At 46.9% G+C, this 26,736-nt stretch carries 19 protein-coding genes; 6 read left to right on the top strand and 13 right to left on the bottom strand.

The annotated features are described in order from the left end of the window. Positions 1-14: 14 nt before the first annotated feature. From ACMXI2_RS27010 to ACMXI2_RS27040, 7 genes are all read right to left on the bottom strand, one after another. Positions 15-2,411 carry an ABC transporter permease gene (locus ACMXI2_RS27010; protein WP_483779019.1) on the bottom strand — a complete coding sequence of 799 codons (2,397 nt, stop codon included), beginning with the start codon at positions 2,409-2,411 and terminating at the stop codon, positions 15-17. Between the two features lie 73 nt (positions 2,412-2,484). Next, positions 2,485-4,872, bottom strand: a complete 2,388-nt coding sequence (locus ACMXI2_RS27015) for an ABC transporter permease (protein ID WP_483779020.1) — start codon at positions 4,870-4,872, stop codon at positions 2,485-2,487. Between the two features lie 2 nt (positions 4,873-4,874). Further along, positions 4,875-7,262: an ABC transporter permease gene (locus ACMXI2_RS27020; RefSeq protein WP_483779021.1), complete on the bottom strand. Its 2,388-nt coding sequence runs from the start codon at positions 7,260-7,262 to the stop codon at positions 4,875-4,877. A 3-nt stretch (positions 7,263-7,265) separates the two neighbouring features. After that, positions 7,266-9,623, bottom strand: a complete 2,358-nt coding sequence (locus ACMXI2_RS27025; protein WP_483779022.1) for an FtsX-like permease family protein — start codon at positions 9,621-9,623, stop codon at positions 7,266-7,268. Between the two features lie 2 nt (positions 9,624-9,625). Beyond that, positions 9,626-12,037: an ABC transporter permease gene (locus ACMXI2_RS27030; RefSeq protein ID WP_483779023.1), complete on the bottom strand. Its 2,412-nt coding sequence runs from the start codon at positions 12,035-12,037 to the stop codon at positions 9,626-9,628. Between the two features lie 28 nt (positions 12,038-12,065). Further along, positions 12,066-12,755, bottom strand: coding sequence for an ABC transporter ATP-binding protein (locus ACMXI2_RS27035; protein WP_370908667.1), 690 nt, complete (start codon positions 12,753-12,755; stop codon positions 12,066-12,068). Between the two features lie 47 nt (positions 12,756-12,802). Beyond that, positions 12,803-14,050, bottom strand: coding sequence for an efflux RND transporter periplasmic adaptor subunit (locus ACMXI2_RS27040; protein ID WP_483779024.1), 1,248 nt, complete (start codon positions 14,048-14,050; stop codon positions 12,803-12,805). A gap of 216 nt (positions 14,051-14,266) precedes the next feature. On the opposite strand from ACMXI2_RS27040, the gene ACMXI2_RS27045 reads away from it, so the two are divergent. From ACMXI2_RS27045 to ACMXI2_RS27065, 5 genes are all read left to right on the top strand, one after another. After that, complete coding sequence (locus tag ACMXI2_RS27045) at positions 14,267-15,616, top strand: sigma-54-dependent transcriptional regulator (protein ID WP_483779025.1); 1,350 nt, start codon at positions 14,267-14,269, stop codon at positions 15,614-15,616. Between the two features lie 55 nt (positions 15,617-15,671). Next, positions 15,672-17,012, top strand: coding sequence for a sensor histidine kinase (locus tag ACMXI2_RS27050; RefSeq protein ID WP_483779026.1), 1,341 nt, complete (start codon positions 15,672-15,674; stop codon positions 17,010-17,012). Positions 17,013-17,092: 80 nt separating this feature from the next. After that, the gene (locus ACMXI2_RS27055; RefSeq protein ID WP_483779027.1) at positions 17,093-17,725 is read left to right on the top strand and encodes a lysoplasmalogenase; all 633 of its coding nucleotides are present in this window, start codon (positions 17,093-17,095) and stop codon (positions 17,723-17,725) included. Between the two features lie 19 nt (positions 17,726-17,744). After that, positions 17,745-19,343: an L-aspartate oxidase gene (gene nadB, locus ACMXI2_RS27060; RefSeq protein ID WP_483779028.1), complete on the top strand. Its 1,599-nt coding sequence runs from the start codon at positions 17,745-17,747 to the stop codon at positions 19,341-19,343. Positions 19,344-19,396: 53 nt separating this feature from the next. Further along, positions 19,397-20,257 carry a lysophospholipid acyltransferase family protein gene (locus ACMXI2_RS27065; RefSeq protein WP_483779029.1) on the top strand — a complete coding sequence of 287 codons (861 nt, stop codon included), beginning with the start codon at positions 19,397-19,399 and terminating at the stop codon, positions 20,255-20,257. A gap of 70 nt (positions 20,258-20,327) precedes the next feature. On the opposite strand, the gene ACMXI2_RS27070 is transcribed toward ACMXI2_RS27065, so the two are convergent. The 5 genes from ACMXI2_RS27070 to ACMXI2_RS27090 all read right to left on the bottom strand — a co-directional run bounded on the left by ACMXI2_RS27070 (position 20,328) and on the right by ACMXI2_RS27090 (position 24,419). Further along, positions 20,328-20,834: a BON domain-containing protein gene (locus tag ACMXI2_RS27070; protein ID WP_483779030.1), complete on the bottom strand. Its 507-nt coding sequence runs from the start codon at positions 20,832-20,834 to the stop codon at positions 20,328-20,330. A 121-nt stretch (positions 20,835-20,955) separates the two neighbouring features. After that, positions 20,956-22,359 (bottom strand): MBL fold metallo-hydrolase, encoded by a 1,404-nt coding sequence (locus ACMXI2_RS27075; protein ID WP_483779031.1) that lies wholly within the window; start codon positions 22,357-22,359, stop codon positions 20,956-20,958. Between the two features lie 135 nt (positions 22,360-22,494). After that, entirely contained in the window at positions 22,495-22,854 is a 360-nt protein-coding gene (locus tag ACMXI2_RS27080) for an ArsR/SmtB family transcription factor (protein WP_012788619.1), read from the bottom strand. 213 nt (positions 22,855-23,067) lie between these two features. Further along, positions 23,068-23,745 carry a tRNA (adenosine(37)-N6)-threonylcarbamoyltransferase complex dimerization subunit type 1 TsaB gene (tsaB, locus tag ACMXI2_RS27085; RefSeq protein WP_483779032.1) on the bottom strand — a complete coding sequence of 226 codons (678 nt, stop codon included), beginning with the start codon at positions 23,743-23,745 and terminating at the stop codon, positions 23,068-23,070. An 8-nt stretch (positions 23,746-23,753) separates the two neighbouring features. Continuing rightward, the gene (locus tag ACMXI2_RS27090; protein WP_483779033.1) at positions 23,754-24,419 is read right to left on the bottom strand and encodes a 3-hydroxyacyl-CoA dehydrogenase family protein; all 666 of its coding nucleotides are present in this window, start codon (positions 24,417-24,419) and stop codon (positions 23,754-23,756) included. A gap of 98 nt (positions 24,420-24,517) precedes the next feature. Between ACMXI2_RS27090 and ACMXI2_RS27095 the strand changes: the two genes are divergently transcribed. Continuing rightward, a complete protein-coding gene (locus ACMXI2_RS27095) occupies positions 24,518-24,901 on the top strand; it encodes a RidA family protein (protein WP_483779034.1) in 384 nt (127 codons plus the stop codon). 52 nt (positions 24,902-24,953) lie between these two features. On the opposite strand, the gene ACMXI2_RS27100 is transcribed toward ACMXI2_RS27095, so the two are convergent. Next, complete coding sequence (locus ACMXI2_RS27100) at positions 24,954-26,624, bottom strand: L,D-transpeptidase family protein (RefSeq protein WP_483779035.1); 1,671 nt, start codon at positions 26,622-26,624, stop codon at positions 24,954-24,956. Positions 26,625-26,736: the final 112 nt, after the last annotated feature.

Below are 26,736 nucleotides of genomic sequence, written 5' to 3' on the forward strand. Positions count from 1 at the left end.
TGATATTTTTAACGTTAATCCCTGGTTAAACTGTTTACCGGGTTTGCCAGCGCAGCTTTCACCGACTGCAAGCTTACGGTTAAAAAAGCGATGCACACCGCCAGCAGCCCTGCTACCCCGAATACCCACCAATGAATGGTAGTATGGTACTCAAATCCTTCCAGCCAGCGGTGCATGAAATACCAGGCTGCCGGGGTGGCTATCAATACTGCCACGAGTACCAGGCGAAGAAAATCTTTCGACAACAACAACACAATACCACTCACAGATGCACCCAGTACTTTACGGATACCAATTTCTTTTTTACGGTGCGCCATCACCAGCACGGCAATCGCAAACAATCCCATGCAGGAAATGATCACGGCGAGGACAGCGCCACTCATAAATATCTTTGAAAACCGTTGTTCCTGCCGGTATAACCGTTGTGCATTTTCATCGAGGAAAGAAGGGTCGCTTTCTGCCAGCTCATTAATGCCCTTCCACAGCGTAGTGATTTTTTTCAGTGAGGAAACCGGGTTGGGGGTTTCCACTTTTACGAAGATATAGCTCAGGGGAGCGTTCATGATCATCACCAGCGGATCAATTTTCTTATGCAATGATTCAAAGTGATAATCTTTCACCATGCCGATCACATGTACCGGCGGCTCGTCGTCGCTCATCCGGAAGGTTATGCCTACCGGGTCTGTTACGCCCAGTTGTTTCGCCATCAGTTCATTAACCACTACGGCGTTGCTGTCCGTTCCATATTCCCGGGAGAAATCGCGGCCGGATAATATTTTGAGATCCAGTGTTTTGGCGTAGTCGTAATCTACGGCGAGGCATTGCGTGGAAACGTGGCGGTCTTTATAGGTGAAGCCCCTGGTCCAGTTGCCGGAAGATCCGTCTTTTCCCATGCCCAGGTTTAACATGCTGCAGCTCACGCTTTTTACCTCTCCCATTTCGGCCAGCCTGTTTTTCATGGTAGTGATATCTGAAGGCGTAGCATTATCGATCGGGATACTGATCACCTGGGAAGAATTGTACCCTAACGGGGCCGACTGTATGAAATTAAGTTGTTGCCAGATGATGGACGTACAACTGATCAGCACTACCGCCACCATAAATTGTACAATAATGAGCCCGTTGCGGACACCACTGCTTTTGCCCATGCCCAGCTTGCCTTTCAGCACCTGCAGGATATTGAGCCGTGCTACTTTCCAGGCCGGATAACCACCCGCCAGTAACGTGATCCCGAAGAAGCCGGCAACGGCGCCGGTTACTACCCATATATTACGGAATACACTCAGTGCGATATGATGCCCAAACACCTGGTTGTAATAAGGCAACAGGAGGATCATCAGGCCCAGGCTAAGTACCAGCGCAAAGCAGCACAACAGGAACGCTTCGGCCCAGAACTGCAGTAACAGCTGACCATTCTGTGCCCCGAGTGATTTCCTCAAACCTATTTCTCCACTACGGGCAAAGGATCTGGCTATGGAGAGATTTATAAAGTTGATAGCGGCGATACCGATGATCAGCGTTGCAAGGATGATCATCAGCCAGGGGTAAAATTTATTCAGGCCACTGTAGAAAGTGCTGTCTGCATCGAGGTGGAAATCTTTCAGCGGAAGTCCTTTCAGGTAAAACGCGTTTTTAACGCCCCCTGCGTTCTTTTGCAGGTCTTCTATCTTCCCTTTATAATATTTGCCCACCACCATGTTCATATTTTTCTCGAAAGAAGTTTTACTAACGCCTGGTTCCAGCTGAACAAACAAAGGATAATTTGAAGCGCTCCAATCGTTTTTGGTGGTATTATATTCGGGTTCATTTTCAAACCGGGTGAGCAACTCGAAATACATTCCTGAGTTATCGGGAATATCCGCAGTTATTGCACTTACAATGAAAGGCTGCCATTTACCGTTCAGGTTCAATTCCACGGTTTTGCCTACCCCATCAGTATCTTTAAACAGGATGCCCGAAGCGCGCTTTGTGAGCACTACCTGGTTCAGCTGCTGTAATGCGCTATTCTTATCTCCCTTAACCAGCGGGAAGGTGAACATCTTCAGAAAATCCCTGTCTACCATTTGCGCACCCAGGTAGTAGTGATTGGCGCCATATCTTACCGGCACATTATACCCGGCTATAAAAGTGATACCTTTTACGCCCGGTACTTCTTTCTGCAAAGCCGCTGCCAATGGTTTCGACATACTGGCGCCTTTTCTCACCTGGCCGCCTGTGTCTTCAATACCAATCAGCTGGTATATATCTTCCCCGTTCTCATGAAAATTATCGTAGGTCCATTCCCGGTATGCAGTGAGAGACAAAAGTAATGCGGCGCACAATGAGGTACTCATCCCCACAATGTTAACGGCGGCGAACACTTTTTGTTTCCGCAAATTTCTCCAGGCAATCTTTAAGTAACTCTTTAACATACGGCTATATTTAAAGTGATAAAAAATAAAAAGCAGGGCGTGTAGACACACACTCTGATTTGCTGTTCACTTGTTATTCTATCTTTAATGCGTTTACCGGGTTCCTGATGGCAGCTTTTACGGTTTGCAAACCGACGGCCAGTAATGCGGTTATTACTGCGATAAAGGCAGACAATACAAACATCCAGGGTTGCAGGTGGATACGGTAAGCAAATTGCTGTAACCACTGCTGCATCAGGTACCACGCCACCGGTGAAGCAATCACCAATGCAATCACCACTAACCGGATAAACTCTTTCGACAGCAATGTGGTGATCTGTGCCACACTGGCGCCTAATACTTTACGTACACCAATTTCACGTGTACGCTGTTCTGCCGAAAATGCCGCCAGTCCAAGTAATCCCAGCGCCGATATCAGCACCGTGAGTACGGTAAACCAGCCGAAAATCCCGGCCAGACGGTCTTCCGCAGTATATAGTTTTCCGAACGTGTCATCCAGGAATGTATACTCAAAAGGTTCCTGCAGATCGTATGCAGCATATATCTTCTGTATTTTCGCTATCAGCGCGGGCATATTCTGTTTGGGCGCCACTTTTACAAACAGGCAGCCAGGACTGTTAGTCCCCCATAAAGCGGAATTATCTTTCTCCACCTTTATGCCCAGTGGCGTGATAGCCGAATGCAGGGATTTATAGTGAAAGTTCTTTACTACACCAATCACTTCTGCCTTCTTATCACCCATATTTATATACTTTCCCAATGGAGATCCTGAAAAGCCAAAGCTTTCCACCGCAGATTCATTCAGCACCATTTTGTCCGGCATGCCCAGCTGCGTCATATCTGCCGGCGGAATTTTCCATTGCAGCCCCGTTAATCCAAACAACGAACGATCCATACAGAGCATAGACAAAGCCATCGGCGGACGGTTACCTTCCCCCATCACAAACCACATATCATAACCGGTATATAACGGATAACGGGCTGTAGCCGTTTGCTGTACCCCATTTAAAGCAGCCACCTGCTGCCGGTAAGCCTGGTAGTGATTCCCCATAGATCCCTGAAATGGCAGCATCACCACATTCTCCTTATTAATACCCGTGGCCGCATGACGGAAGAAATACAACTGCCGGTTAATAACAATGCTGCAAATGATAAGCACCGCCGCTGTTCCGAACTGTAATACCGTTAATATTTTTCTTACAGAAGCACCCCCGCTTACGCGGCTCATCTTTCCCGACAAAATATAAACAGGGTTATAACGGGAAAGAACAAACGAAGGGTAACTGCCTGCCAGTAAAATAGTGATCAGTAATAACAACACATAAATCATCAGCACTACCGGGTGGTAAAGAAAGCTTACATCTACCTTCAGTTGCAGCAGGTTGAAGAACCAGGGACGCAGTAACTGGCACAACAACAGCGCCAGGCAAAATGCCAGGAAAGCATAGACGGCTGATTCTACATAAAATTGTTTGGCAATGCTTTTGTGATCGGCGCCCAGCGATTTCCGCACGCCTATTTCACGGGCGCGCACCGTTGCCCGGGCGGTAGAAAGACTCATATAGTTGATCAATGCCATCAGCAGAATCAGCGCCGCTACCAGCGGGAACAACTTCAGATACCGAAGGTTAAACCCCGGGCTAAAATTAGCATCGGTATGGATCCGGGTGATGGGCACCAGCACCGCTTTTCCATGATCCTCAGCTACCAGCCGGTCGATATTCTGAACTACCGTGGCTGCATGGGCGGGATCATCCAGCTTCAGGAACACTTTAAAAAAGATGCCGGCAAATCCACGTTCGCCGGAAATAATTTCCCTCATTGATTCGATGCCGGCCATACTGGAATACGACAACAGTATATTAGCCTGGATACTGGAATTGGAAGGCGCATCCGCCATTACCCCGGATACCTGGAAAATATACTTCCCGTTATACCGCAGCTGTTTTCCTATTACATCCGTAGTTCCAAAATATTTCCTGGCAGCAGAGGTCGAAATAACCGCCGTAAAAGGCTGCTTCAATACCTCATTCTTATCTCCTGCCAGCAAGGGAAAAGAGAAAAAGCTGAAGTAATTGGCATCTGTAAACCAGGTATCCGGCTCTTCGCTTTTAATATTGGGGTTGGCAACATTCTGCATAATAATGGATTCACTGGCCAGGTTACCCATGCGGACAAAACTCTCCACGGCTGCATTCTGTTGCTGGATAGATGGTGCAGTGGTTGCATTAAAACGCTCCAGCTGCATCGTATCTTTTTCCAGTCTGATCTTCTCAAACAGTGAATAAATCCTGGAACTATCTTTATGAAAACGATCATAACTCAACTCATGCACTACATACAACATAATCAGCATGCATGCGCACAAACCCGCTGCCAGCCCACCGATATTGATGAAGCTGTACAGCTTTCTTTTTGCAAGATTGCGCCAGGCAAGTTTTATGTAGTTGAATAGTAGCATAGTCAATCGTTTCTCAGATTATCTGCCGGATTCACGTCAATAGCTCTCCAGGTTTGTGAAAAAATGGTGATCAGTGCCAGGAATACCAGGAACAGGAAACTTCCCAACATTGCCAAAATGCCTGTGCTTACCCGGTAAGCAAATATCTGCAGGAAAAGCAGGCTGCCTATATATCCCAGTGGCAGGGCAATACATCCCGCTATGACGATTAATTTTATATAGTTTTTAGACAACAGCATTAATAGCCCCGCCGCGCTGGCGCCCAGTACTTTGCGGATAGCGATTTCCTTTCTGCGGGTAAAAGAGGTGTATGCCACAATTCCCAGCAGCCCTAATGCAGCTATCAAAGTAGTAATGAACACCAGGAAACCCAGCATGGAAATTACTTCCTGCCCGTTGCGGCTACGTAGCTGCTCATCCATCCATTCCGAGGTGAATACTTCTCCGGGATGCATAGCTGCCCATATTTTTTTCACGTCCGCTACCTGCTGCTCTTTGTCTCCTTTCAGCATCGCCAGCTGCAACTGATGGAATTCAGCAGGTACAAAACGGATCGCCATAGGGCGGATATTCACTTCTATAGGCTGATAGTTAAAATCTTTTACTACGCCAACGATACTTACGGACAGGGAATCCGACAGGAACAGCGTTCTTCCGATAGCATCTGCAGGCGATTTTATCCCCATTACACTAACCGCCTTTTCATTGATGATGATATATTGCTCCTTTTCAACAGAAGCGGATTCGGGGAAAGTAGTGCCCGCCAATAGTTTCAGGTGCATTACTTTGAGGAAGTCCGCATCCCCGGCGTAGTAACCAAATTCCATTCTATCCTTGCTCTCGCCGGTACGGATAACGCAGAAGTTACAGTGTCTTGGCATGCCCAGCGTTCCGGAGCTGGCCGTTGCCGTTGCCACTTCTTTTAATTGCATCATCCGTTCTTTCATCCGTTGAAAATCCACATCTGCCAGCGGAACATTGAGGATATCTTTGCGGTAGAAGCCCATGTCCTTAATGGCTTTATAATGAAACTGGCGATAAACTGTTACCAGGAAAATGATTGCGGTTAACGAAAGGGAAAACTGGATAACGATGAGCGTTTTCCTCAATCCTAATCCTCCAAACAGTTTAATGTCGATGAGGTTCTTTAACACTTTAGCCGGCTGAAATGCAGATAAAGCCCATGCCGGGATAGCCCCGGCCACTATGCCAATGACGATGCTGAACAACAGGAACAGCAGGAGCAGCCTGGGTTCCAGGAGATTGTTATCGGGTACCGGTAAACCGCTGAAATGGGTGGACTGCATCAGCAGCAGCAGTAAAACCGCCATGATCAGCGACAATATGCACATGATCACAGATTCCGTAATAAACTGTAAGAATATCTGCCAGCGTTGCGCACCGTTTACCTTTCGCACGCCTACTTCTTTAGCCCGCTGCAGGGAACGTACAATGGATAAGTTGGTATAGTTAAAGCAGGCGCAGATAATCAGCCCCAGTGCTACGCCTATTTCCGCGAGTATTTTGCCCCAGGGCGGCGTACTGGTAATATCGTCCACCAGTTCCTGCGACGGCGTGATTTTGCCAAGTGCCTGCGGTTCGAAAGCCATGCTGCCCTGCCCTTTCTGCACCAGCCCGTCGTAGCGATGGGCCTGGTCCCTCAGCGCCGACTCCAGGGCGGATACCTTTTCGCCGCGGCGCAGCACCACATAAGTATAGCTGCTCTGTACCTGATCCCAGTTATTCAGCTTATCCGGCAGTACTTTGCTTTGTTCCAGTGAAGGCACAGACGACATCGCCGCAAAGGCTTCGTAATCGATATGTGATTTGGCCGGAGCAGGTTCCATTACGCCACTAACGATAAAACTGCCAAAGCGATCGAACAGGATTACCTTTCCCATCGGATCACTGGTACCAAAAAAGCGCTGGGCGGTTTCTGCAGTAAGCACAATGCTGTTGGGCGTAACCAGGGCTGTACGGGGATTACCTGCAGCCAGTTTAAAGCCAAACACCTCAAAAAAAGAAGAGGTAGCAAATGCCCCATTGATATGGATCTTCTTCTTATCTATTTTCCCATCTCCATTTAAAACACCATATAAGGTGGCCTCATTTTCAACGGCAGCATAATTATTTTTTAAGGCCGCTCCCATCGGCAATGGCACACTGGCCATATGATACTTTCTACCATCCGGCGTTTGCGCATGGGTGGTTATTCTCCAGGTACGCGAAGCTGCAGGATGAAAATTATCATAACTGAAGTTTTCCCTGACAGATATCAATACTATCAGGCATACCGTCATACTCACAGCCAGCCCGGCGATGTTGATAAAGGTAAACAACCTTTGCCGCTGCAGATTTCTGAATGTTATGATGATATAACGCTGAAACATAAATTATTCGGCTTTTAAAGATTTAACAGGATTGGCCATAGCGGCTTTCACCGACTGGAAACTCACCGTTGCCAGCGCTATCACCACTGCCAGTACGCCGGCAATGATAAAGATCCAGGCAGATAAATTTGTATGATACGCAAACCCGGATAACCAGTTATTCATCATGTACCAGCTGATGGGCGTGGCCAGTAAAATACCAATGATCACCAGGGTCAGGAATTCTTTTGAAAGCAAACGGGTAACGTTCATTACAGAGGCGCCCAAAACTTTGCGGATACCAATTTCCTTTTTGCGCTGTTCCGCAGTAAAAACGGATAATCCGAACAGCCCCAGGCAGGAAATCAGGACCGCTACCACTGCAAATACCTGCGCCAGTTTACGCAGCATAGTTTCCGACCTGTACATGTTATCAAAAGTTTCATCAAGGAAATGATAATCTACGGGGTAACCGGCATTCAGGGTAGTGAACACTTTTTCCACTGCGGCCACCTGGCCGGAGACCTCTCCCTTTGCCAGGCGGATCATCATATAGCCGTTATCCTTCGGTTCCAGCATCATCACCATCGATGAAATGTTTTCCCGCATAGAAGCAAAATGATAATCCTTTACCACGCCGATGATCGTGCCCTTTCCCTTCCAGAAGCTGATTTGTTTTCCTATGGGATTTGTCATTCCCATTACACGGGCTGCTGCTTCATTGATGATATAAGCGCCGGAGTCTGAAGCGAAATCACGGGAAAAATCACGGCCTTCCTTCATCGTCATTCCCATCGTGGAAACATAATCGTATCCCACCTGCTGCGGCGCGGTATTTACAATCAGCTTATCCGGCTTTCCTTCCCAGCTCAGGTCGGCGCTCGTACCGCTGACAGACAATGGCAGGAAACTGTTATAGGTAAACGACTTTACCTGCGGCAGCTGTGCCAACGATTGTTCAATTGCGTCCTGGTGGGCAGAAAACCCTTCATCCAGCTCTATATACATTACATTTTCCTTGTCAACCCCCAGGTTACGGTGGTAGATATACTGCATCTGGTTGCAGATCACTACGCTGCTCACAATAAAAATGAAAGAGAGTACAAACTGCAATACCACCAGATTTTTCCGGAACAGGGAAGCGCCGCTCCCGCTGCTAAGATCACCTTTCAATACCTTCACCGGCAGAAAACGTGATAATACAAAAGCAGGATAACTGCCAGCCAGCAAGCCTGTGATCAATATCACACCCAACAGCCCCAACAGGTATTTAACAGTAACAGACAGTGTAAACGTAATATGTTTGCCTGTAAAATTATTGAATACCGGCATCAGTAAGTACACCACTACTGCCGCGGCAACAGCGGCTATAGCACACATCAGGATCGCTTCCCCGGTAAACTGCAACATCAGGGAAAGCCTGGAAGCGCCCATCGATTTACGTACACCCACTTCACGGGCCCTTTTGGATGCCTGTGCAGTGGAAAGGTTCATGAAATTGATACATGCAATGGCCAGTACAATAAGTGCCGTGATAAAAAACAAACGTACATATTCAATTCTTCCACCGGCTACTTTTCCATTTTCATATTTTTCATGCAGGTAGATGTCTTCAAAAGGTTGGAGCCATACTTCGTTCTTATTGCCGGGGTTAAGTTTAGCGTAGTGTTGCTGCATCTTTGCGGTGAGGCGGGAAATATCTGTACCTGCTTTTACCACCATGTAATTATAAATGCTGTAGCTACCGGGCTTCAGCAGCCAGGGTTCTTCCTGCAGGGAAAGCGCAAAGGGCAGTATAAAGTCAAACTGAATGGATGATGCAGCGGGTACATCTTTTACGATAGCGGTTACCTGCAACGCTTTGTTATTTTCTACACTAATGATCTTCCCGATAAGGTCGGTGGTGCCGTAATATTTTTTTGCAAATGATTCGGTCAGTACAATAGATTTGGGTTGCGTCAGCGCAGCATGCCTGTCTCCGGCCACTACCGAGAAGTCCATTTCTTCCAGCAGGTTAGAAGTGGCGAATATGTAATTTTTTTCCAGGCCGGATTTCTGTGCTGTTTTAAACAGCATATTGCTGTTGGTCACGCGGACTTTCACATTAGCCATTATCTCCGGGAAGTTATTTTTCAGATCATCTGCCAGTACAACAGGCGTGGTAGTCATGGTGCGTATACCGCCCCAATCAACATTCGCCTGCAACCGGTATATATTCTTTCCATTTGAATGGAACTTATCAATACTGTATTCATCCAATACCCAGCAGAGTATAAACATGCACACCGCCATGCCAAAGGCCAATCCTGCGATATTCACGGCAGCGAAAAACCGGCTTCTTTTCAGACTCCTCCAGGCAATGCGGAAATAGTTCTTAATCATGTTTATTCAGATCTAAGTGATTTAACCGGATTCATTAATGCCGCTTTTACAGATTGCAAGCTGACGGTACCCAATGCAATCAGTACTACCACAAAGGCTGTGAGTAAAAACACCCACCACTCAATATGTACCCTGAAAGCAAAGTTTTGCAGCCATTTTTCCATACCGTACCAGGCTATGGGGGAAGCGATACAGATGCCTATCAGAACCAGTTTGAGAAAGTCTTTTGATAATAACAGTGAAATATTGGCAATAGAAGCACCCAACACTTTGCGGATGCCGATCTCCTTTGTACGCTGCCGGGAAATGAGCATAGACAATCCCAGCAGGCCCATACAGGCTATAAAGATGGCGAGACCGGAGAAGATACCGAATAATTTGCCCAGTGTGCGTTCAGAAGCATACTTTGACTGTATATCAGCTTCCACAAAAGTGAAATTAAATGGTACATCCGGGATGATACTGTTCCATGCGGCTTCCACACGTTTTAATATCGCCTTCTGATCGCCGGCGGCAAGCCGCAGGGTAATGATCGCTACATCTTCCTGCCTTACCATGTAGATGATAGGCTCTACCGGCATTTGCAGGGAGCGAAGGTTGAAGTCTTCTACCACCCCTATAATGGTTCCATGTCTTTGCATATACCCGGGTCTCCACTCAATCCGTTTGCCCACTGCATCATCCTTAAAGCCTAACTGCCGTGCAGCGGCCTGGTTAACGATATAGGCATCGGAAGAATCAGTAGCCAGCGCAGGATTAAAATCACGTCCGGCCACCAGTTTGATACCGGTTGTTTTAAGCAGGTCAAAATCCGATTGAATGATCCCTGCTACAAAGCCTTCTTTATCATCTTCCCCCTCACGTACTACCGGGTTATTGTTAAACACGCCACTGCCCATTAAAAAGTTATGCATGGAAGCCTGCTGCACACCCGACTGGTTTAAGAAAGAAGATTTCAGCAAGGCTACTTTAGCGCTGCCATCTACGCCGGACAGGTATATATTTACGAGGTGTTCCTTGTCGAATCCGAGGTTCTTTGTTTGCCAGTAGCGGAGCTGAGAAAATACCACCACCGTGGAAATGATCAGGGCTACGGCTACGGCAAATTGGGCTACCACCAATCCGCGGCGTATCAGCACGCGGGAACCGGAAGTAATAAAATTGCCTTTCAATACGCGCACCGGTATCAAACCAGACAGGTAAAGCGCGGGATAGCTGCCGGCCACCAGGCCAACAACCAGTACCAGCAATAATAAGCCGGCATATAAAAAACTGTCTGCAGCAGAAAGTAACCGCAGCTCTTTGCCGGTAATAGTATTAAACAGCGGCATCACCAGCCCTACCAGCAAAACAGCCAGCACAAAAGAAATGATACTGATCACCAGTGATTCAGTCAGAAATTGGGTGATAAGGCTCTTTCTTTCAGCGCCCAGCACTTTACGCAATCCTACTTCCTTCGCTCTTTCATGGGCCCGTGCAGTGGTAAGGTTCATAAAGTTGATACAGGCAATCAGGATCAGGAAAACGGCAATAGCAATATATAACCAGATCAACGGGGAATTATCCACTCCTTTGTCGCCTTCCGGGTGCAGGTGTACGTTTTGAACGGGCTGTAGTTCCAATGCAAACTGTATATTATGCCGCTTCAATATTCCACCAATATGAGTAGATACAAAAGTTTTTAATTCTTTGGTGAGTTTAGCAGGATCCGTATGATCGGCCAGCTGCACATAGGTAACATTGTTGCTGAACATGAACCACTGGTTTTCCACGTCGTTTCCCGCTTTTAATCCTTCTTTAAGCATCGTGGAGTACGACATGATCATCGTCATGCGGAGATCTGTATTAGCCGGAAAGTCCTTCGCCACGCCGGTTACCGCGCAGCTGTAGCCATTCCCTACCTTTATCAGTTTACCAATGGGCGATTCATTTCCGAAGTATTTTTTTGCAGCAGACTCGGTTAATACAATGGAATAGGGTTCTTTTAAAACAGTAGCAGGATTCCCTTCCAGTAAAGGAAAATTGAATACCCGGAAGAAAGGCTCATCTGCAAAGGCAGTATTTTCTTCCCATATTCTTTTATCTCCTGCAGTATAAAGCGTATTCCCTAGTGCGAAAATGCGCACGGATTCTTTTATACTGCTGATATCTTTTTGCAGGTTGGGACCAATAGGAAACTGGGTAGCGGAACTATGATCCGTGCTGCCTTCCGGGCGGATGGTTTGAGTAGTAACGCGGTAAAGGTTATCCGCATTACGGTGGAACCTGTCAAAACTCAGCTCATCGCGCACATACAGCGTAATCAGTATGCAGCAGGCCATACCCACAGCCAGCCCGGAGATGTTGATTACTGTAATAAACTTATGACGCTGTAAATGACGGACAGCAATTTTGAAATAGTTCCGAAACATCATGATGTGGTTTTAGAATGGCGAAAAAAAATCACACATGAAACTGCTCCTTGATATTCTCTGTCACCACGCGACCATCAAACAGGTTGACAATACGGTGTGCAAACCCGGCATCGTATGGGGAGTGTGTTACCATGATCAGGGTGGTACCGGAGTTGTTCAGCTCCTGTAATAACTTCATCACTTCTTCTCCGTTGGTAGAGTCCAGGTTACCGGTGGGCTCATCCGCCAGTATCAGGTTGGGCTTGGCTACCACGGCGCGGGCGATGGCTACCCTTTGTTGCTGACCACCGGACAGCTGCTGTGGGAAGTGGTTGCGGCGGTGCATAATGTTCATGCGTTCCAGCACCTCTTCTACCTTCACCTTTCTTTCAGCGGCAGGCACTTTCAGGTAGAGCAAGGGTAATTCCACATTCTCGAAAACGGTGAGTTCATCAATGAGGTTAAAGCTCTGGAATACGAAGCCAATGGAACCTTTGCGGAGCTGTGCTCTTTGTCTTTCACTCATACGCGCTACTTCCTTATCCCAGAAGTGATACTCGCCATCGCTGGGGTTATCCAGCAGGCCCAATATGTTCAGCAAAGTGGATTTGCCGCAACCGGAGGGTCCCATGATCGCCACAAATTCCCCATCCTGCACTTCCATGTTAATACCATTGAGAGCAGTGGTTTCTACCTCTTCTGTTGTAAACAACTTCTGTAAGTTAACAGTGCGTATCATAAGTGTATTTTATTTTAAATGCTAGTTTATATAAAAAAATGGATGACCTAAAAGGATAAAACATCTTTATTCCCGAAATTCTCATAAGAAGAAGTGATCACCTGGTCGCCTGGCTGCAGGCCCTCCAGTACTTCAAAATATAGCGGATTTTTGCGGCCCAGCGAAATATTACGTTTTACTGCGCGGTTGCCACTTTTATCCACTACATATACCCAGTTACCACCGGTGTCGGAGAAAAATCCGCCGAGTGGTAAAAGGATGGCTTCAGCGGACTTACCCAATACAAGGCGGATGGGAGAGGATTGTCCACGGCGGATGCCTTCCGGCGTATTCTTTTCAAACGTCATATCGGCCTGGAAACGGCCGCTTTTCACTTCAGGATATACCTTTGTAACCAGCATTTCGTAAGATTTTCCATCGAACTCAAAGGTGGCTTTCAACCCGGCAAATACCTGGGAAACATAATGTTCGTCTATATCTGCGCGTAATTTAAATCCGTTCAGGTCGTCGATCTGACCGATATTCTGGCCGGCGGTGATACTGGAACCAACTTCCACGTCGATGGAAGAGAGCTGTCCGGATACCGGGGCGCGAACAATCAGGCTGTTCAGGTTTTCCCGCATCAGGTCCAGGTTGCGCTGGGTTCTGGCCAGGGTGCCTTCCAGCTGGGCAATCTGCATTTTGGCATTGTCCTGCTGATATTTCTGGGATTGCAGCTGGATATCTTTCTGACGCAGGAGTCCTTCCAGTTCAAATTTGTTTTTGTTGAAGTCCTGGCGGGCAACGATCTTTTCTTCTACCAGTTGCTTGTTCCGGTCGTACAAGTCCTGTGCAGCGGCTATTTTGGCGTCGATATCTGAAATGGTTTGCTGCATGGTAAATTCCTGCTGGCGGATGCTCAGGCGGGTATTCTGCAGTTCATTGCGTAAACGGTAGATCTCTGTTTCATGGTTTACAAAGTCCATCATCATGTGCTGGTTATCCAGCCGCAGGATAGAGTCGCCTTCCTTTACCATGCTACCTCCATCCAGGTACTTGCGGCTTACATATCCGCCTTCAATGGCATCCAGGCGGATGGTTTTCAGGGGCATTACCACAGCGGTAACGGCAATATATACGTCAAAGGTTCCTTTCTTTACTGTAGAGATAGTGATCTTGTCCTTTTCTACATTCAGGGTGGCCCGGTGATCCGCAAAAAGCAATGTATACAACAGCAGCATTGCTACTGCCGCGCCACCACCTATCATCAGGATGCGCTTTTTATTCCAAAACTTCTTTTCTAATTTTCTGTCCATGTTTTTTAGCGAAAAGTTTGCTGACCGGAGAAAGTCAATCCACATGCCAAAGCTGAAAACCTATTACCAGCAACGTTTTCAGGGAAAAATGGTTTAAAAAAACGTCCTTTGCCGGACAAGCGGTGTCCATAATCGGACACTTTTAAAAGTTCCTGAAATTAGCTGTGGGTTTGAAAGAATCTTTGTTTAATATTGTCACCTATTCACCATTCGCATATGACTACCATGCAACCAGGAAAGATTTTAATTGTTGATGATGATGTAGATGTTTTACGTGCTGCCCGCCTGTTACTTAAAAGACATTTCGAACAGGTTGATTTTGAGAAGAATCCGCAAAAAATTCCCTATCTCGTATCCAACTTCGATTACGATGTAATCCTGCTGGATATGAACTTTACGCGCGACCTTAGCAGCGGAAAAGAAGGCTTTGAATGGCTCGATCGGATCCTGGATATAAAACCGGAAACAGCCGTTGTATTATTCACTGCTTATGGCGATGTGGAAATGGCGGTAAGGGCCATCAAGGCCGGTGCAGTTGACTTTGTGCTCAAACCCTGGGAAAACGAAAAGCTCCTCGCCACCATTCAGACTGCCTATAACAAACGCGCCGCCCAACAGGATAAACCACCGGCTGCGGTACATCATCCCGGCAACCAGGTAATCGGTAAAAGCCCCGGTATGCTGGCCGTATTTGATACCGTATCCAAAGTAGCCGCCACGGATGCCAATATCCTCATCCTCGGTGAAAATGGTACCGGCAAGGATATGCTGGCCCGCCAGATACACGCGCAGTCGAACCGGAGCAGCAAACCCTTCGTAAGCGTAGACCTCGGCGCCATCAGTGAAACTCTCTTTGAAAGTGAACTGTTCGGCCATGTAAAAGGCGCCTTCACCGATGCCCGCGAAGACCGCGCCGGCCGCTTTGAAGAAGCCAACGGCGGCACCATCTTCCTGGACGAAATTGGAAACATCTCCATCCCCTTCCAGGCAAAACTGCTTACCGTATTGCAAAACAGGTCGGTTACAAAAGTAGGCTCCAATAAAAGTATACCCATCGACGTTAGACTGATCTGCGCCACCAACCGCAACATCTCGCACATGGCCGCGCAACACCTGTTCAGACAGGATCTGCTCTATCGTATCAATACCATCGAAATACACCTGCCGCCGCTGCGTGAACGTGTGGAAGATATCATCCCGCTGGCAGAACATTTCCTGCAACTGTACCGCGATAAATATAAACGCCCGGTAAACAGTATGCACGAATCACTCATTACCCAGCTGCAGCGGTACGACTGGCCCGGCAACATCCGCGAACTGCAACATGCGCTGGAAAGAGCCGTCATCCTCTCACAGGGAAAAACACTCCAGCCCAAAGACGTGTTTGTGAAAAGCAATAACAGCGCCGACCAGGCAATGGACACCGGCTATAACCTGGAAGAAATGGAACGCAACATCATTTCCCAGGCTATGAAAAAATGCAACGGCAACATCACCGAAGCCGCCAAAGAACTGGGCCTTAGCAGGGCCGCCCTTTACAGAAGACTGGAAAAATATAACATATAGCCATTGGCTTCAGCGGTTAAATAATCACTGAAAGCCAACCGCTAAAAGCGCTCCAATGAATCGTTTCAGCATTAATATCAGCTTACGGGTCATCCTGCTGGCCGCCACGCTCACAGCCGCTATCTGGCTGTTCATGCACGGTATGCAGCCACTCACATTCCTGCTGATCCCGCTGGTATTAATACAGCTGTACGGTATCTATCATTACCTCAACCGGATTAACCGTAAACTCACCCTGTTCCTCGAGTCTATCCGTTACGAAGATTTCTCCATCCGCTTTAGCGCCGACAATAAACTCGGCAAAAGTTTCAGTATGCTCAACCACCAGTTCAATGAAGTACTGGAGGCCTTCCGGCAAACCCGGGCAGAAAAAGAAGCCAACCTGAAATATATCGATACCATTGTGCAACACATCAGCATCGGGGTATTGTCGTTTGATGTAGAAGGAAAAATAGAACTCATTAACCCCGCAGCATTCCGCCTGATGGGCATCTACCGGCTACGTAATATCCATGAGCTGAAAACAGTTCATCCGGGCTTGTCGGAATTACTGATGGAATTGTCGTCGGGCAATAAAACACTGTATGCCACAAGGCAGGAACAACAACTGTCTATTCACGCTGCTACCGTGCGTTTACAGGGACGGCTCATAAAACTCATTTCCATCCAGAATATCCACTCGGAACTGCAGAAAAAAGAGCTCGAAGCATGGCAAAACCTTACCAAAATATTGCGCCATGAAATCATGAATTCTGTAACGCCCATTGTATCGCTGATTGGTACCATGCAGGAAATTGTAGACCTGGATATAGCTCCCGGCTCACAACACCAGGAAGGGATCTCCGACTTACGTGAAGCCCTGCAAACAGTAGAAAGCCGCAGCAAAGGCATCATGAACTTTGTAAATGCCTACCGCGATTATACTACTCTTCCGCAACCCCAATTTACCACGGTGAATGTAAGATCACTGGTAAACTCCGTGAGCAGCCTGTTCCAGGCAGATATGAAGCAGGCAGGTATCCGGTTTTCAGTGGAAACAGACGCCGAAAATATGGAGATCCATGCGGATATATCGCAGCTGCAAATGGTGTTGATCAATCTCGTTAAAAACGCGATGGATGCACTGGAACATACGCCCGAAGCTACTATCAGCATGAAGCTGTATCTTAACAACATCCAGCAGATATGTATTGAAATTACAGACAACGGCCCCGGCATTGATAAAGACGCCATGAACAAAATATTCATTCCTTTCTTTACCACCAAAAAGAAAGGGTCCGGCATTGGGCTGAGCCTTTCTCAACAGATCATACAAATGCATGGCGGACAGCTAAAAGTGATGAGTCCGGGCATTAACGGTAACGGTACTACGTTTTATATCCTGTTGAATACTTAGCAGAAATATTTGTAAATTACCTGATACAATCCCTTTCCATGTTCCGCCCAAAACGTTTGATTATTTATTTTTTTATACTATTGGCTGATATACTGTTTATTGCCCTGGGCAGGGAAGAATACCGGTATGCCACCAAGCCGCTGCTGATGATTTTCCTGGCGGTGTATGTGTTGTATGCCAATGTAAAAATGCCCCGTTCATTCCGTATTTTTTTATTGCTGGCATTATTCTTTTCTTCCCTGGGAGATGACCTGCTGTTGTTTGAAAACCTTTTCCTTCCGGGCCTCGGCAGCTTTTTTATTGCACAGGTGATGTATTGTATCTTCTTCCTGAAAATAAGATACAGCAACCTCCCGGTACCGCTGTGCCGGTATCCGTACATATTTCTGAACGCTGCAGTGATGATCCTGTTTATTTTTTTCCTCCTGCCCTACCTGGGCAGTTTAGCCGTACCCGTTATCGCCTATTCCATCACCCTTTTCTTCCTGGTGCAATGCGTACTGCATGCCTTTCATTTCCGGCGGCAGCCTGCCGGCTGGTATTCCCTGGTTGGCGCCATATTATTTGTTATTTCAGATGCCATGATAGCAGTGAGCAAATTCTATCATCCGTTTCCAGGTGGCGGTGTCTTGGTGATGCTCACCTATGGTTTTGCGCAATGGGGACTGGTGTATGGCAGTACGGAGTACTTCCGGGTAAAAATTAGCCGGTAATTCTTACTTTTGTCTAACTATGCAGCAAACAGACTTTCTCGTCATCGGTTCAGGAATTGCAGGGCTCACTTATGCGCTCAAGGTGTCACAACAGTGCCCGGATAAAAAGATCACCATCATCACAAAAAGCCGGGAAGATGAAACCAACACCAAATACGCCCAGGGCGGTGTAGCGGTAGTAAATGACCTGGAGAATGATAGTTTCGAGAAACATATAGAAGATACGCTCATCGCCGGCGACGGGCTCTGTAACGAACAGATAGTAGAGATCGTGGTAACCGAAGGGCCGGAAAGAGTAAACGAGATCATCGAGTGGGGCGCCAACTTCGATAAAAACGCCGATGGCGATTTCTCTCTCGGCCGCGAAGGCGGGCACTCCGTTTTCAGGGTGATTCACCACAAGGATATTACCGGCAAGGAAATTGAACGCGCGCTGCTGGACGCCATCCACCGCCGTCCGAATATAGAACTGATCACCCACTGCTTCGTGGTAGATCTCATCACCCAGCACCACCTGGGATACCTGGTCACCAAATCCACGCCCGATATAGAATGCTACGGGGTATATGTACTCAACCTCGCTACCAATAAAATAGAAAAAATCCTGTCTAAAGTAACCCTGCTGGCTACAGGCGGCAATGGCCAGGTATACCGCAGTACCACCAATCCCAACATCGCAACCGGCGATGGCGTGGCAATGGTGTACCGCGCAAAGGGCCGTATCGAAAACATGGAGTTCATCCAGTTTCACCCTACAGCCCTCTACCAGCCCGGCGTTAGCCCTTCCTTTCTCATCACCGAGGCGGTGAGAGGCGATGGCGGTATTCTCCGGAATATCCACGGGGAAGACTTTATGCACAAATACGATCCGCGCCTGTCGCTGGCGCCGCGCGACATTGTAGCCCGCGCCATCGACAGCGAAATGAAGATCACCGGTACAGAACATGTATATCTTGATTGCCGGCACATGGACCTGGAGAAATTTATTCATCATTTCCCCAATATCTATGAAACCTGTAAAGCCGCAGGAATCGATGTGGCCCATCAGATGATCCCGGTATCGCCTGCCGCGCATTACAGCTGTGGCGGTATTAAAACCAATGAATGGGGCCTCACCTCTATCCGTAACTTGTATGCCTGTGGCGAATGCGCCAGCACCGGGCTTCATGGCGCCAACCGTCTTGCATCCAACTCACTGCTGGAAGCAATGGTATTTGCCCATCGCTGCTACATGGATGCTACCAGCAAAATAGATTTGCTGGACTTTAAGGAAAATGTACCCGACTGGGATGCCACCGGCACCAGCGCACCCAAAGAAATGATCCTGATCACTCAAAGTTTGAAAGAGCTGAAGCAGATCATGAGCGATTACGTAGGGATTGTAAGAACAGACGTACGTTTGCAACGCGCCCTCCGCAGGATGGATATCCTGCATGAAGAAACGGAAGACCTCTACGAAAAAACAATGGTATCGCCGCAACTATGCGAACTGCGTAACCTCATTACGGCAGGATACCTGATCGTAAAAGGAGCCGCCTTCCGCAAAGAAAGCAGGGGACTTCATTTCAACACCGATTATCCGTTTAAGAGCGAACTGGTACAAAACATTGTACTGTAAGCTAAACGGCTGTCTTTCATTACCTTTGCGTTGGATTTACAACAATCAGGAATATGTATTATCTGCTGCTTGCTTTTTGCTATAGCCTTTCCATATTGCCATTCCCGGTACTTTACTTCATCAGCGACGTATTATACGTGCTGGTGTACTATGTAATCGGATATCGCAGGAAAGTAGTGATGGAGAATCTGACCCAGGCCTTTCCGGATAAGTCAAAGGAAGAACTCACTCTTCTCGCTAAAAAATATTATCACAACCTCACTGATATGATGGTGGAAACCATCAAACTGCTCACCATGAGCAAAGCACAGCTGCAAAAGCGCTTCCAGTGCGACCTCACAGTATTGCATGATCTATATGCACAGGGTAAGAGCTGCCAGCTGCACCTCGGGCATAACTTTAACTGGGAGTGGGCAAACCTGTTTTGTATGCAGGGCGTGGCATTTCCATTCCTGGTAGTATATATGCCGCTTACGAGCAGGCCGGCCGACCGGATGTTCCGTCATTTCAGGGAAAAATTTGGCACCATCCTCATTCCTGCAAACGATATGGGCAACAGCATGCGGGCATGGACCAACAAACAATATTTAATTGCGCTGGTGGCAGATCAGAATCCCGGAAACCCGCGCAGCTGCTACTGGTACCCCTTCCTCAATAAAATGACGCCGTTCTACAAAGGTCCGGAAATGGGCGCCAAGAGAAGTAATATTCCCGTAGTGTTTGTGGACATCCGTAAGGTAAAAAGAGGTTATTATCATGCTTCACTGAAGCTGGCCTTTGAAAATCCGCAACAGGAGCCCGATGGCGCTATCACAGAAGCTTTTGTAAAATATCTCGAAAAAAATATTCATGAACAGCCTGAAGTATGGGTGTGGAGCCACCGGCGCTGGAAACATGAATATAAAGGGAAGTAAAAAAAAGCTTTTTACAGGAGATGGATACCTTATTATCTCCTGTGTTGCCTCATTCTTTTACCACGCTTTCTTATTTAACCTGTACGTTATTCGTTACTTTTTTTGTGGAATACCGTTGTGCGATTTGCAGCATATTACGAACGTTTTTCTTTTTAACAGCTCCTCCGAGTGTGATTTCCCCATTTGAAACAGTAACGGTAACGTTATTAAACCTGCGGGCAGCATAAACAGAATCCAGGACGCGTTTCAGGATATCATCAGTATCGGGAGCAGCAGGTGTAGCAGATACAGCCGGCGCCGGTGGGGCAACTACGGCTGTTTTCACGGTGATATTATCCTGCACCGACCTCACTCCTTTCAATCCTTTCAACGCTTCTTCAGCGGTCGATTTGGCCACTTCATCGCTTACTTCTCCGCTAAGGATCACTACTCCATTTTTCACATCTGCTGTGATACCGGGAATAAGACTCAGCTTTTCATTCACCTCTTCTTTCAACTCCGCATCCGAAGGTTTACAGGCGAACATCAGCATGTTCATAAACATCAGTGAGGCTATTGCCAGGGTTTTGATTGTCATGCCCAAACAATTTTGTAGCAAGAAGTTAACAAATACACCGGGAATAGCCAAAAGAAAACGGGAGCGATCAAAAGAAGATCTGGCTTCTTTTGATCGCTCCCGTTTAAAAATATAGCGGAAATTAGTTCAGTACCGTTTTCTCCTGAACTACCTGTAATCCTTTCTGGTCCTTCATTTTGGCGAAGCCACCATCTATATTACGCAAATTGTGGATCCCTTCTCTTTTCATGATAGAGCAGGCAATGATGCTGCGGTAACCACCCTGGCAATGTACATACAGGTTGTGGTTATCTTCCAGGTCTGCTAATTTTCCCGGGTCCATCATATCACCGAGCGTAATGTTGAGCGCATTTTTGATGTGGCCATCAGCAAATTCAATAGGCTTACGAACGTCGATGATCACCAGGTTGGGATCATGCGGAATGTCCATTGCCAGTTCATCTGCTTCCACGGTGATGATCATATCTTTTGCTTCGCCGGCAGCTTCCCATGCAGGATAGCCTCCATTCAGATAGCCGACAACGTTATCAAAACCTACGCGGGCCATTCTTACCACGGTTTCTTCTTCTTTACCGATGGGGGTAACCAGGATAATGTCCTGGTCAAACGGTAAAAGGCTGCCGGCCCATTCCGCAAAGCGTCCTTCCAAACCTATGCTGATAGCGCCGGGTACATATCCCTCGCCAAATTCAGTAGCCGGACGTGTATCGAGGATCAGTGCTCCTGCTTTACCTTTTGCCTTGAATTCAGCAGGGGAAAGTGGCTGCATAGCCTTTTCCATTACCGCTTTCAACGCATCGTATCCTTCCTTGTTTATTTTTGCGTTGATAGGGAAGTAAGATGGCGGTGTAGTCAGGCCGCTGGTCACTTCTTCTATAAATTTATCTTTATCTGTAGCCAGTAATGCGTAGTTAGTGGCTTTTTCCTCACCGATGGTACTGTGGGTATTTGGTCCCAGGTTTTTGCCACAGGCGGAGCCGGGGCCATGTGCGGGGTATACGATTACAGCGTCTGGTAATGTTTTAATCCGGTTGTTGAGCGAATCGAACAGGTATCCGGCCAGTTCTTCTTTAGTGAGGTTGCCGCTGAAAAGATCGGGGCGGCCTACATCTCCAACGAATAAAGTGTCTCCGGTAAATACAGCGTATGGCTGTTGCTGTTCGTCCGACAGGAGGTAGCAGGAGGATTCCAGGGTATGCCCGGGTGTATGCAGCACTTGAAGGGTTACTGCACCGATCCCGAATACTTCATTATCTTTTGCTATGTATGAGTCGAAGCTGGTTTCTGCGTCCGGGCCATATACGATTTTTGCGCCGGTAGCTTCTGCCAGTTCCAGGTGTCCCGAAACAAAATCAGCGTGAAAATGAGTTTCAAAAATGTATTTAATGGTAGCGTTGCGTTCTCTTGCCAGATCCAGGTATACTTCGATATCACGCAGCGGGTCAATCACTACTGCGACCCCGTTGGATTCTATGAAGTATGCCGCTTCCGACAAACAGCTGGTGTACAATTGTTTTACGTACATGGTTTTTGATTTTTACAAATTTACAACTTCTGAAGCTGTACACTTATGGATAAAATCTATACCAAAATAAAAAAGTAGCCGTATGGCTACTTTTTTATATAATACTTTCCCGTAGTGATACACGGATCAATGCTTTTAACCAACAAGTTCTTCCACAAACTTCGCCACTTCAGCAATACGTTGCTTGTTGATGGTGTAGTGAATAAACTTACCATCTCTTTCTGTAATTACAATGCCAGCACGCCTTAATATGGCGAGATGTTGCGATGCTACCGATTGTTCCAGACGCAATTTCACGTAAATCTCCGTCACGGTCATTTTCTTGTGATCTTCCAGCAGCTTAATCATCTGCTGGCGCAGCTTATGGTTGATAGCGCGTAAAACCATAGCAGCTTTCTTTACGGCAATGTAATCCAATTTGATCTGGTCTTTTTCATTGGTACCTCTAGAAATAATAAGAGTATTAGAAGAGGTAGTTAATAATGTTTTTTCCATCGCATAATAGTTTTAAAAAAATGATGAAATGAAAGGGATCAACGGACAGTACTCGCAAACAGTTAGACAACAACTGCGGTAATCGATTTATACAAAAATATAATATCTATCACAATAAAAAAAATTTCCATACCTTAATTTATCATATATATGCCCCGGATACTTGCAAATTAGATGTAATTTGACTATTCCATGACAAAACTAAGATATATGTCAGGGCTTTGGGGGAGAATAAAAGGGCTTGAGGTAGAATGGACTGAAATAAGCCAGGTCAACGAATAGCTTTTTTTCATAAGCCTGTGCCGACAGAGGCGCCATATGTGCTGCACTTATCACATATTCCGCGAAAATAGCATTTTTATGCGAAGATACCATCAGCTGCCATTTGGGGCTGCCATCCCCGAAAAAGTAGATCTGGTGCGCTGCCAACTGTTCATCAAGAGAACCTGGCTCCAGGATCATTGCCTGTGGCGGCATGATCTCCTGTAATCGGGCATCATACAAGCCCATAAACACTTCCTGCCTGCGGGCATCCAGCATAGGACAATATAACGCCTGTTCATTTTTTACTTCGGAGATTAAACCCTGCGCCATCATCTGAAGCGTGGAAATGGCCAGCAGCGGCTTACTCCAGGCATAACATAATCCTTTTGCAGTAGCCACGCCTACACGTAGCCCGGTATAAGAACCCGGTCCGGCACTTACTGCTACCGCGTCCAGCTGTGCAGGAACAATACCCTGCTCTTTTAATATCTGCTGAACAAACACAATCATAGTGGCTGCGTGGTCCTGCTGCTTTTCGTTCACCAGCGTTTGAATCACCTGCCCATCGCGGGAAAGGCTCACAGAGCCCATTGTTGTTGCGGTATCTATATTCAGTATAAGTGCCATGTAAAAAATTAAATCGCTTCGTAGGCGGTTTGTAATGAGGCCGCTACCTGGTACCGATCGTCGCCGGTAGCATCATGTACCGCCTTTAATACTTCATACACCTGCTTTATGCCTATCCGTTCGCTCCATTCGAAGGGTCCGTAAGGATAGTTAGTGCCCAAACGCATGGAAGTATCAATATCCTCCGGTGTTGCAGTGCCTTCCTGTGCTGTAAGAAAAGCCTCGTTAATGATCATGCATATCACCCGCGGCGTTACCAGCCCCACAGCATCCGCCACCAGCAGGTATTCCCAACCCAACTTATACATGAGCGTATCCAGTGTTTCCTTTTGTCCTTCATCCAGCACCGTTACTTCCAGTAACGGCATATTCACCAGCCCGGTCAAAAAGTTACAGCCCATGATATTGAATCCCTGCTCGAACGCGTACTGGCCAATGATTTCCGTCAAAGACGTTTTCACTATTCCTGCCAGCACCGGGATTCCCGGATTTTTGGCATACACCATCGCATGATCCGGCCGGTCGTCGAAAATAAGATCCAGTACCAGGTCAAATGCTTTGAGAGATAAGACCTCTTCCAGGCTTGTTTTCCATTGTACATCATGATGCTTCGCCATTCCCTTCTCCTGCAATTCATCAAAGCGCTGCGCATCTGCTATTACCAGGATATTCATGCGTTAAATTTCGGCAAACCTAATAAAGAATCATTAATTATAGTGCATCTGCTTCGCATACATTGGTACGTTCTCAATTATTATTTACTTTCGTTTTCATGGAAAAGCAAATCATTAACACCAACAATGCGCCCGCTCCTATAGGGCCTTATAACCAATCTGTGAAAGCAGGTAATACCCTGTATGTATCCGGCCAGATAGCCCTGGACCCGGTTTCCGGCGAATTGATCAAATCCGGTATCGTGGATGAAACCCACCAGGCAATGAAGAATTTACAGGCCGTTCTTACTGCTGCCGGGCTGGGGTTTGAGCACATCGTAAAAACCACTATTTTTATAACAGATATGAAAACTTTCCCGCAGGTGAACGAAGTATATGGCAGTTATTTCACCAGCGACTTCCCGGCCAGGGAAACTGTAGAGGTTTCAGGGTTACCTAAAGGTGTGAACGTAGAAATTTCTGTAATCGCAGTAGGGGCTTAACTTTACAGCAATACAGCGGAGGGGAAAGCCCTTCCCTCCGCTGTATTTCATATTATTTACCGAATAAAGAGGCCGCCAGTTTCTTATCATGGCCATACACGTCATCCCTGAAATTCAGCCGACCTTCGCTATCTACAAAGGCGGTGAAGTACACAATGAAAACGGGTACTTTATCTTTTATTGTCACATACTTTTCTTTACCGCCATTCATGGCGTCATCAATTTTCTTTTCTGTCCAGGAAGAATCGCCACGCAGCAGCCATTCCGCGAGATGTTTGGGCTCCGCAATCCTGATACAGCCGTGGCTGAAGGAGCGCTTGTTTTCTCCAAAGAGGTAACGCGCAGGCGTATCGTGGAGGTAAATATTATACTCGTTAGGGAACAGGAACTTCACTTTGCCAAGTGAGTTTTTACCACCAGGTTTCTGCCTTACGATGTATGGAAAATTCGCTCCCGAATATCTCGCAAAATTGATAGCGCCTGGGGAAATAACTTTACCGCTGGCGCCCACTATCTCCATATTCTGACGGGCAAGATACCTGCTGCCGCTACGTTTAAGACCCGGCAGCACTTCGCCGCCCAGGATGCCCGGAGGTACATTCCAGTAAGGACTGAACACTACATAACGCAGGTCTTTTGTGAAAATAACCGTGCTCGCGCCCGGCTTACCCACTACTACATTACAGCTCCATGATAATTTTCCTTTATCATATACATGCATTTTAAACTGCGGGATATTTACGAGGATATAATCCGTAGTAGGCTCTAAAGGCACCCAGCGTAAACGTTCCATATTGAGCAGGATCTTTTGAATACGATCCTGTACGGGCGTATTCAGTGCATCCAGTACGCCTTTGGTAATGAGGCCATCTTCTTTCAGTCCCATCCTCAGCTGGAAATTACGCAGCGCGGAATCCAGTGCTACTGTAAACTGGCGGCTGGTATCTGTTCCTTTCAGGTCGCCATAGGCTTCCAGCCTGGTTTTCACTGCCGCAATTACTTCAGAAGAATCTCCTTTTTTGAAACTCTTTCGGGTGGTTCGGATGGAATCCCATTTGGTGGAAGATTCAATCTGCGCCAGTTTTTTCAATTGCTGACGCAGCATGATATAGTGCCTGTTCACCGGTTCATCATCTTCAAAAGCATTATTCTTTTTATTCACCATAGAGTCCAGCAGGCTCTCCATATCTACTTTCTTGCGGGGGATAAACCATTCCAGGTCTTTGGCAGAATCAGCGGTAAGTCCGCCCCATACTTTATTTCCATAGGCAAAGAATTGTGCAGTAAGCAGCATTTCAATGCGTGGAATAGCGGTATCGCCGGGTTTCAGGCCCACATCGCTCACCAGCAGGGTATCTGTGAGCCGCTGCAGATCAGGGTTCATCAGGCTGCTGTCTTTAATACCATAGGCCGCGTCATTCTTCATCATGTTGATGAAGTTACCTGCCTGTTCAGTAAGACCATCTTTATTGATCCAGGCAAAATGGTAATCGCGTTTACGGTAAAAGTTGCGGATATATTCGTCATAGGCGTCGTACGAGGTATGTGACTGCAGGAAATTATTTACGTAGTTGCTGTCGATAGTTTGTTCAATATACTCCTGTTTGGTATAGTGAGTAGTATCTCTAGCTTTTGTTTTTTTCCGGGAGCCGCCCTGCTGCTGACAGGCAGCAAGAATAATCAGTGTCAGTAAGGCCAGTGAGGAGTAAAAACGTATAGTCATAAGCGTAATGGATGTTAAATTATATATTTAAAACAAACATGACAATCAAACTGTTGGGATTAGAAGGATATTATGGCGGTAAATGTATGAAATATATATACTTATCGCTTCA

Source organism: Chitinophaga sp. G7 BAM 1005, assembly GCF_057126945.1.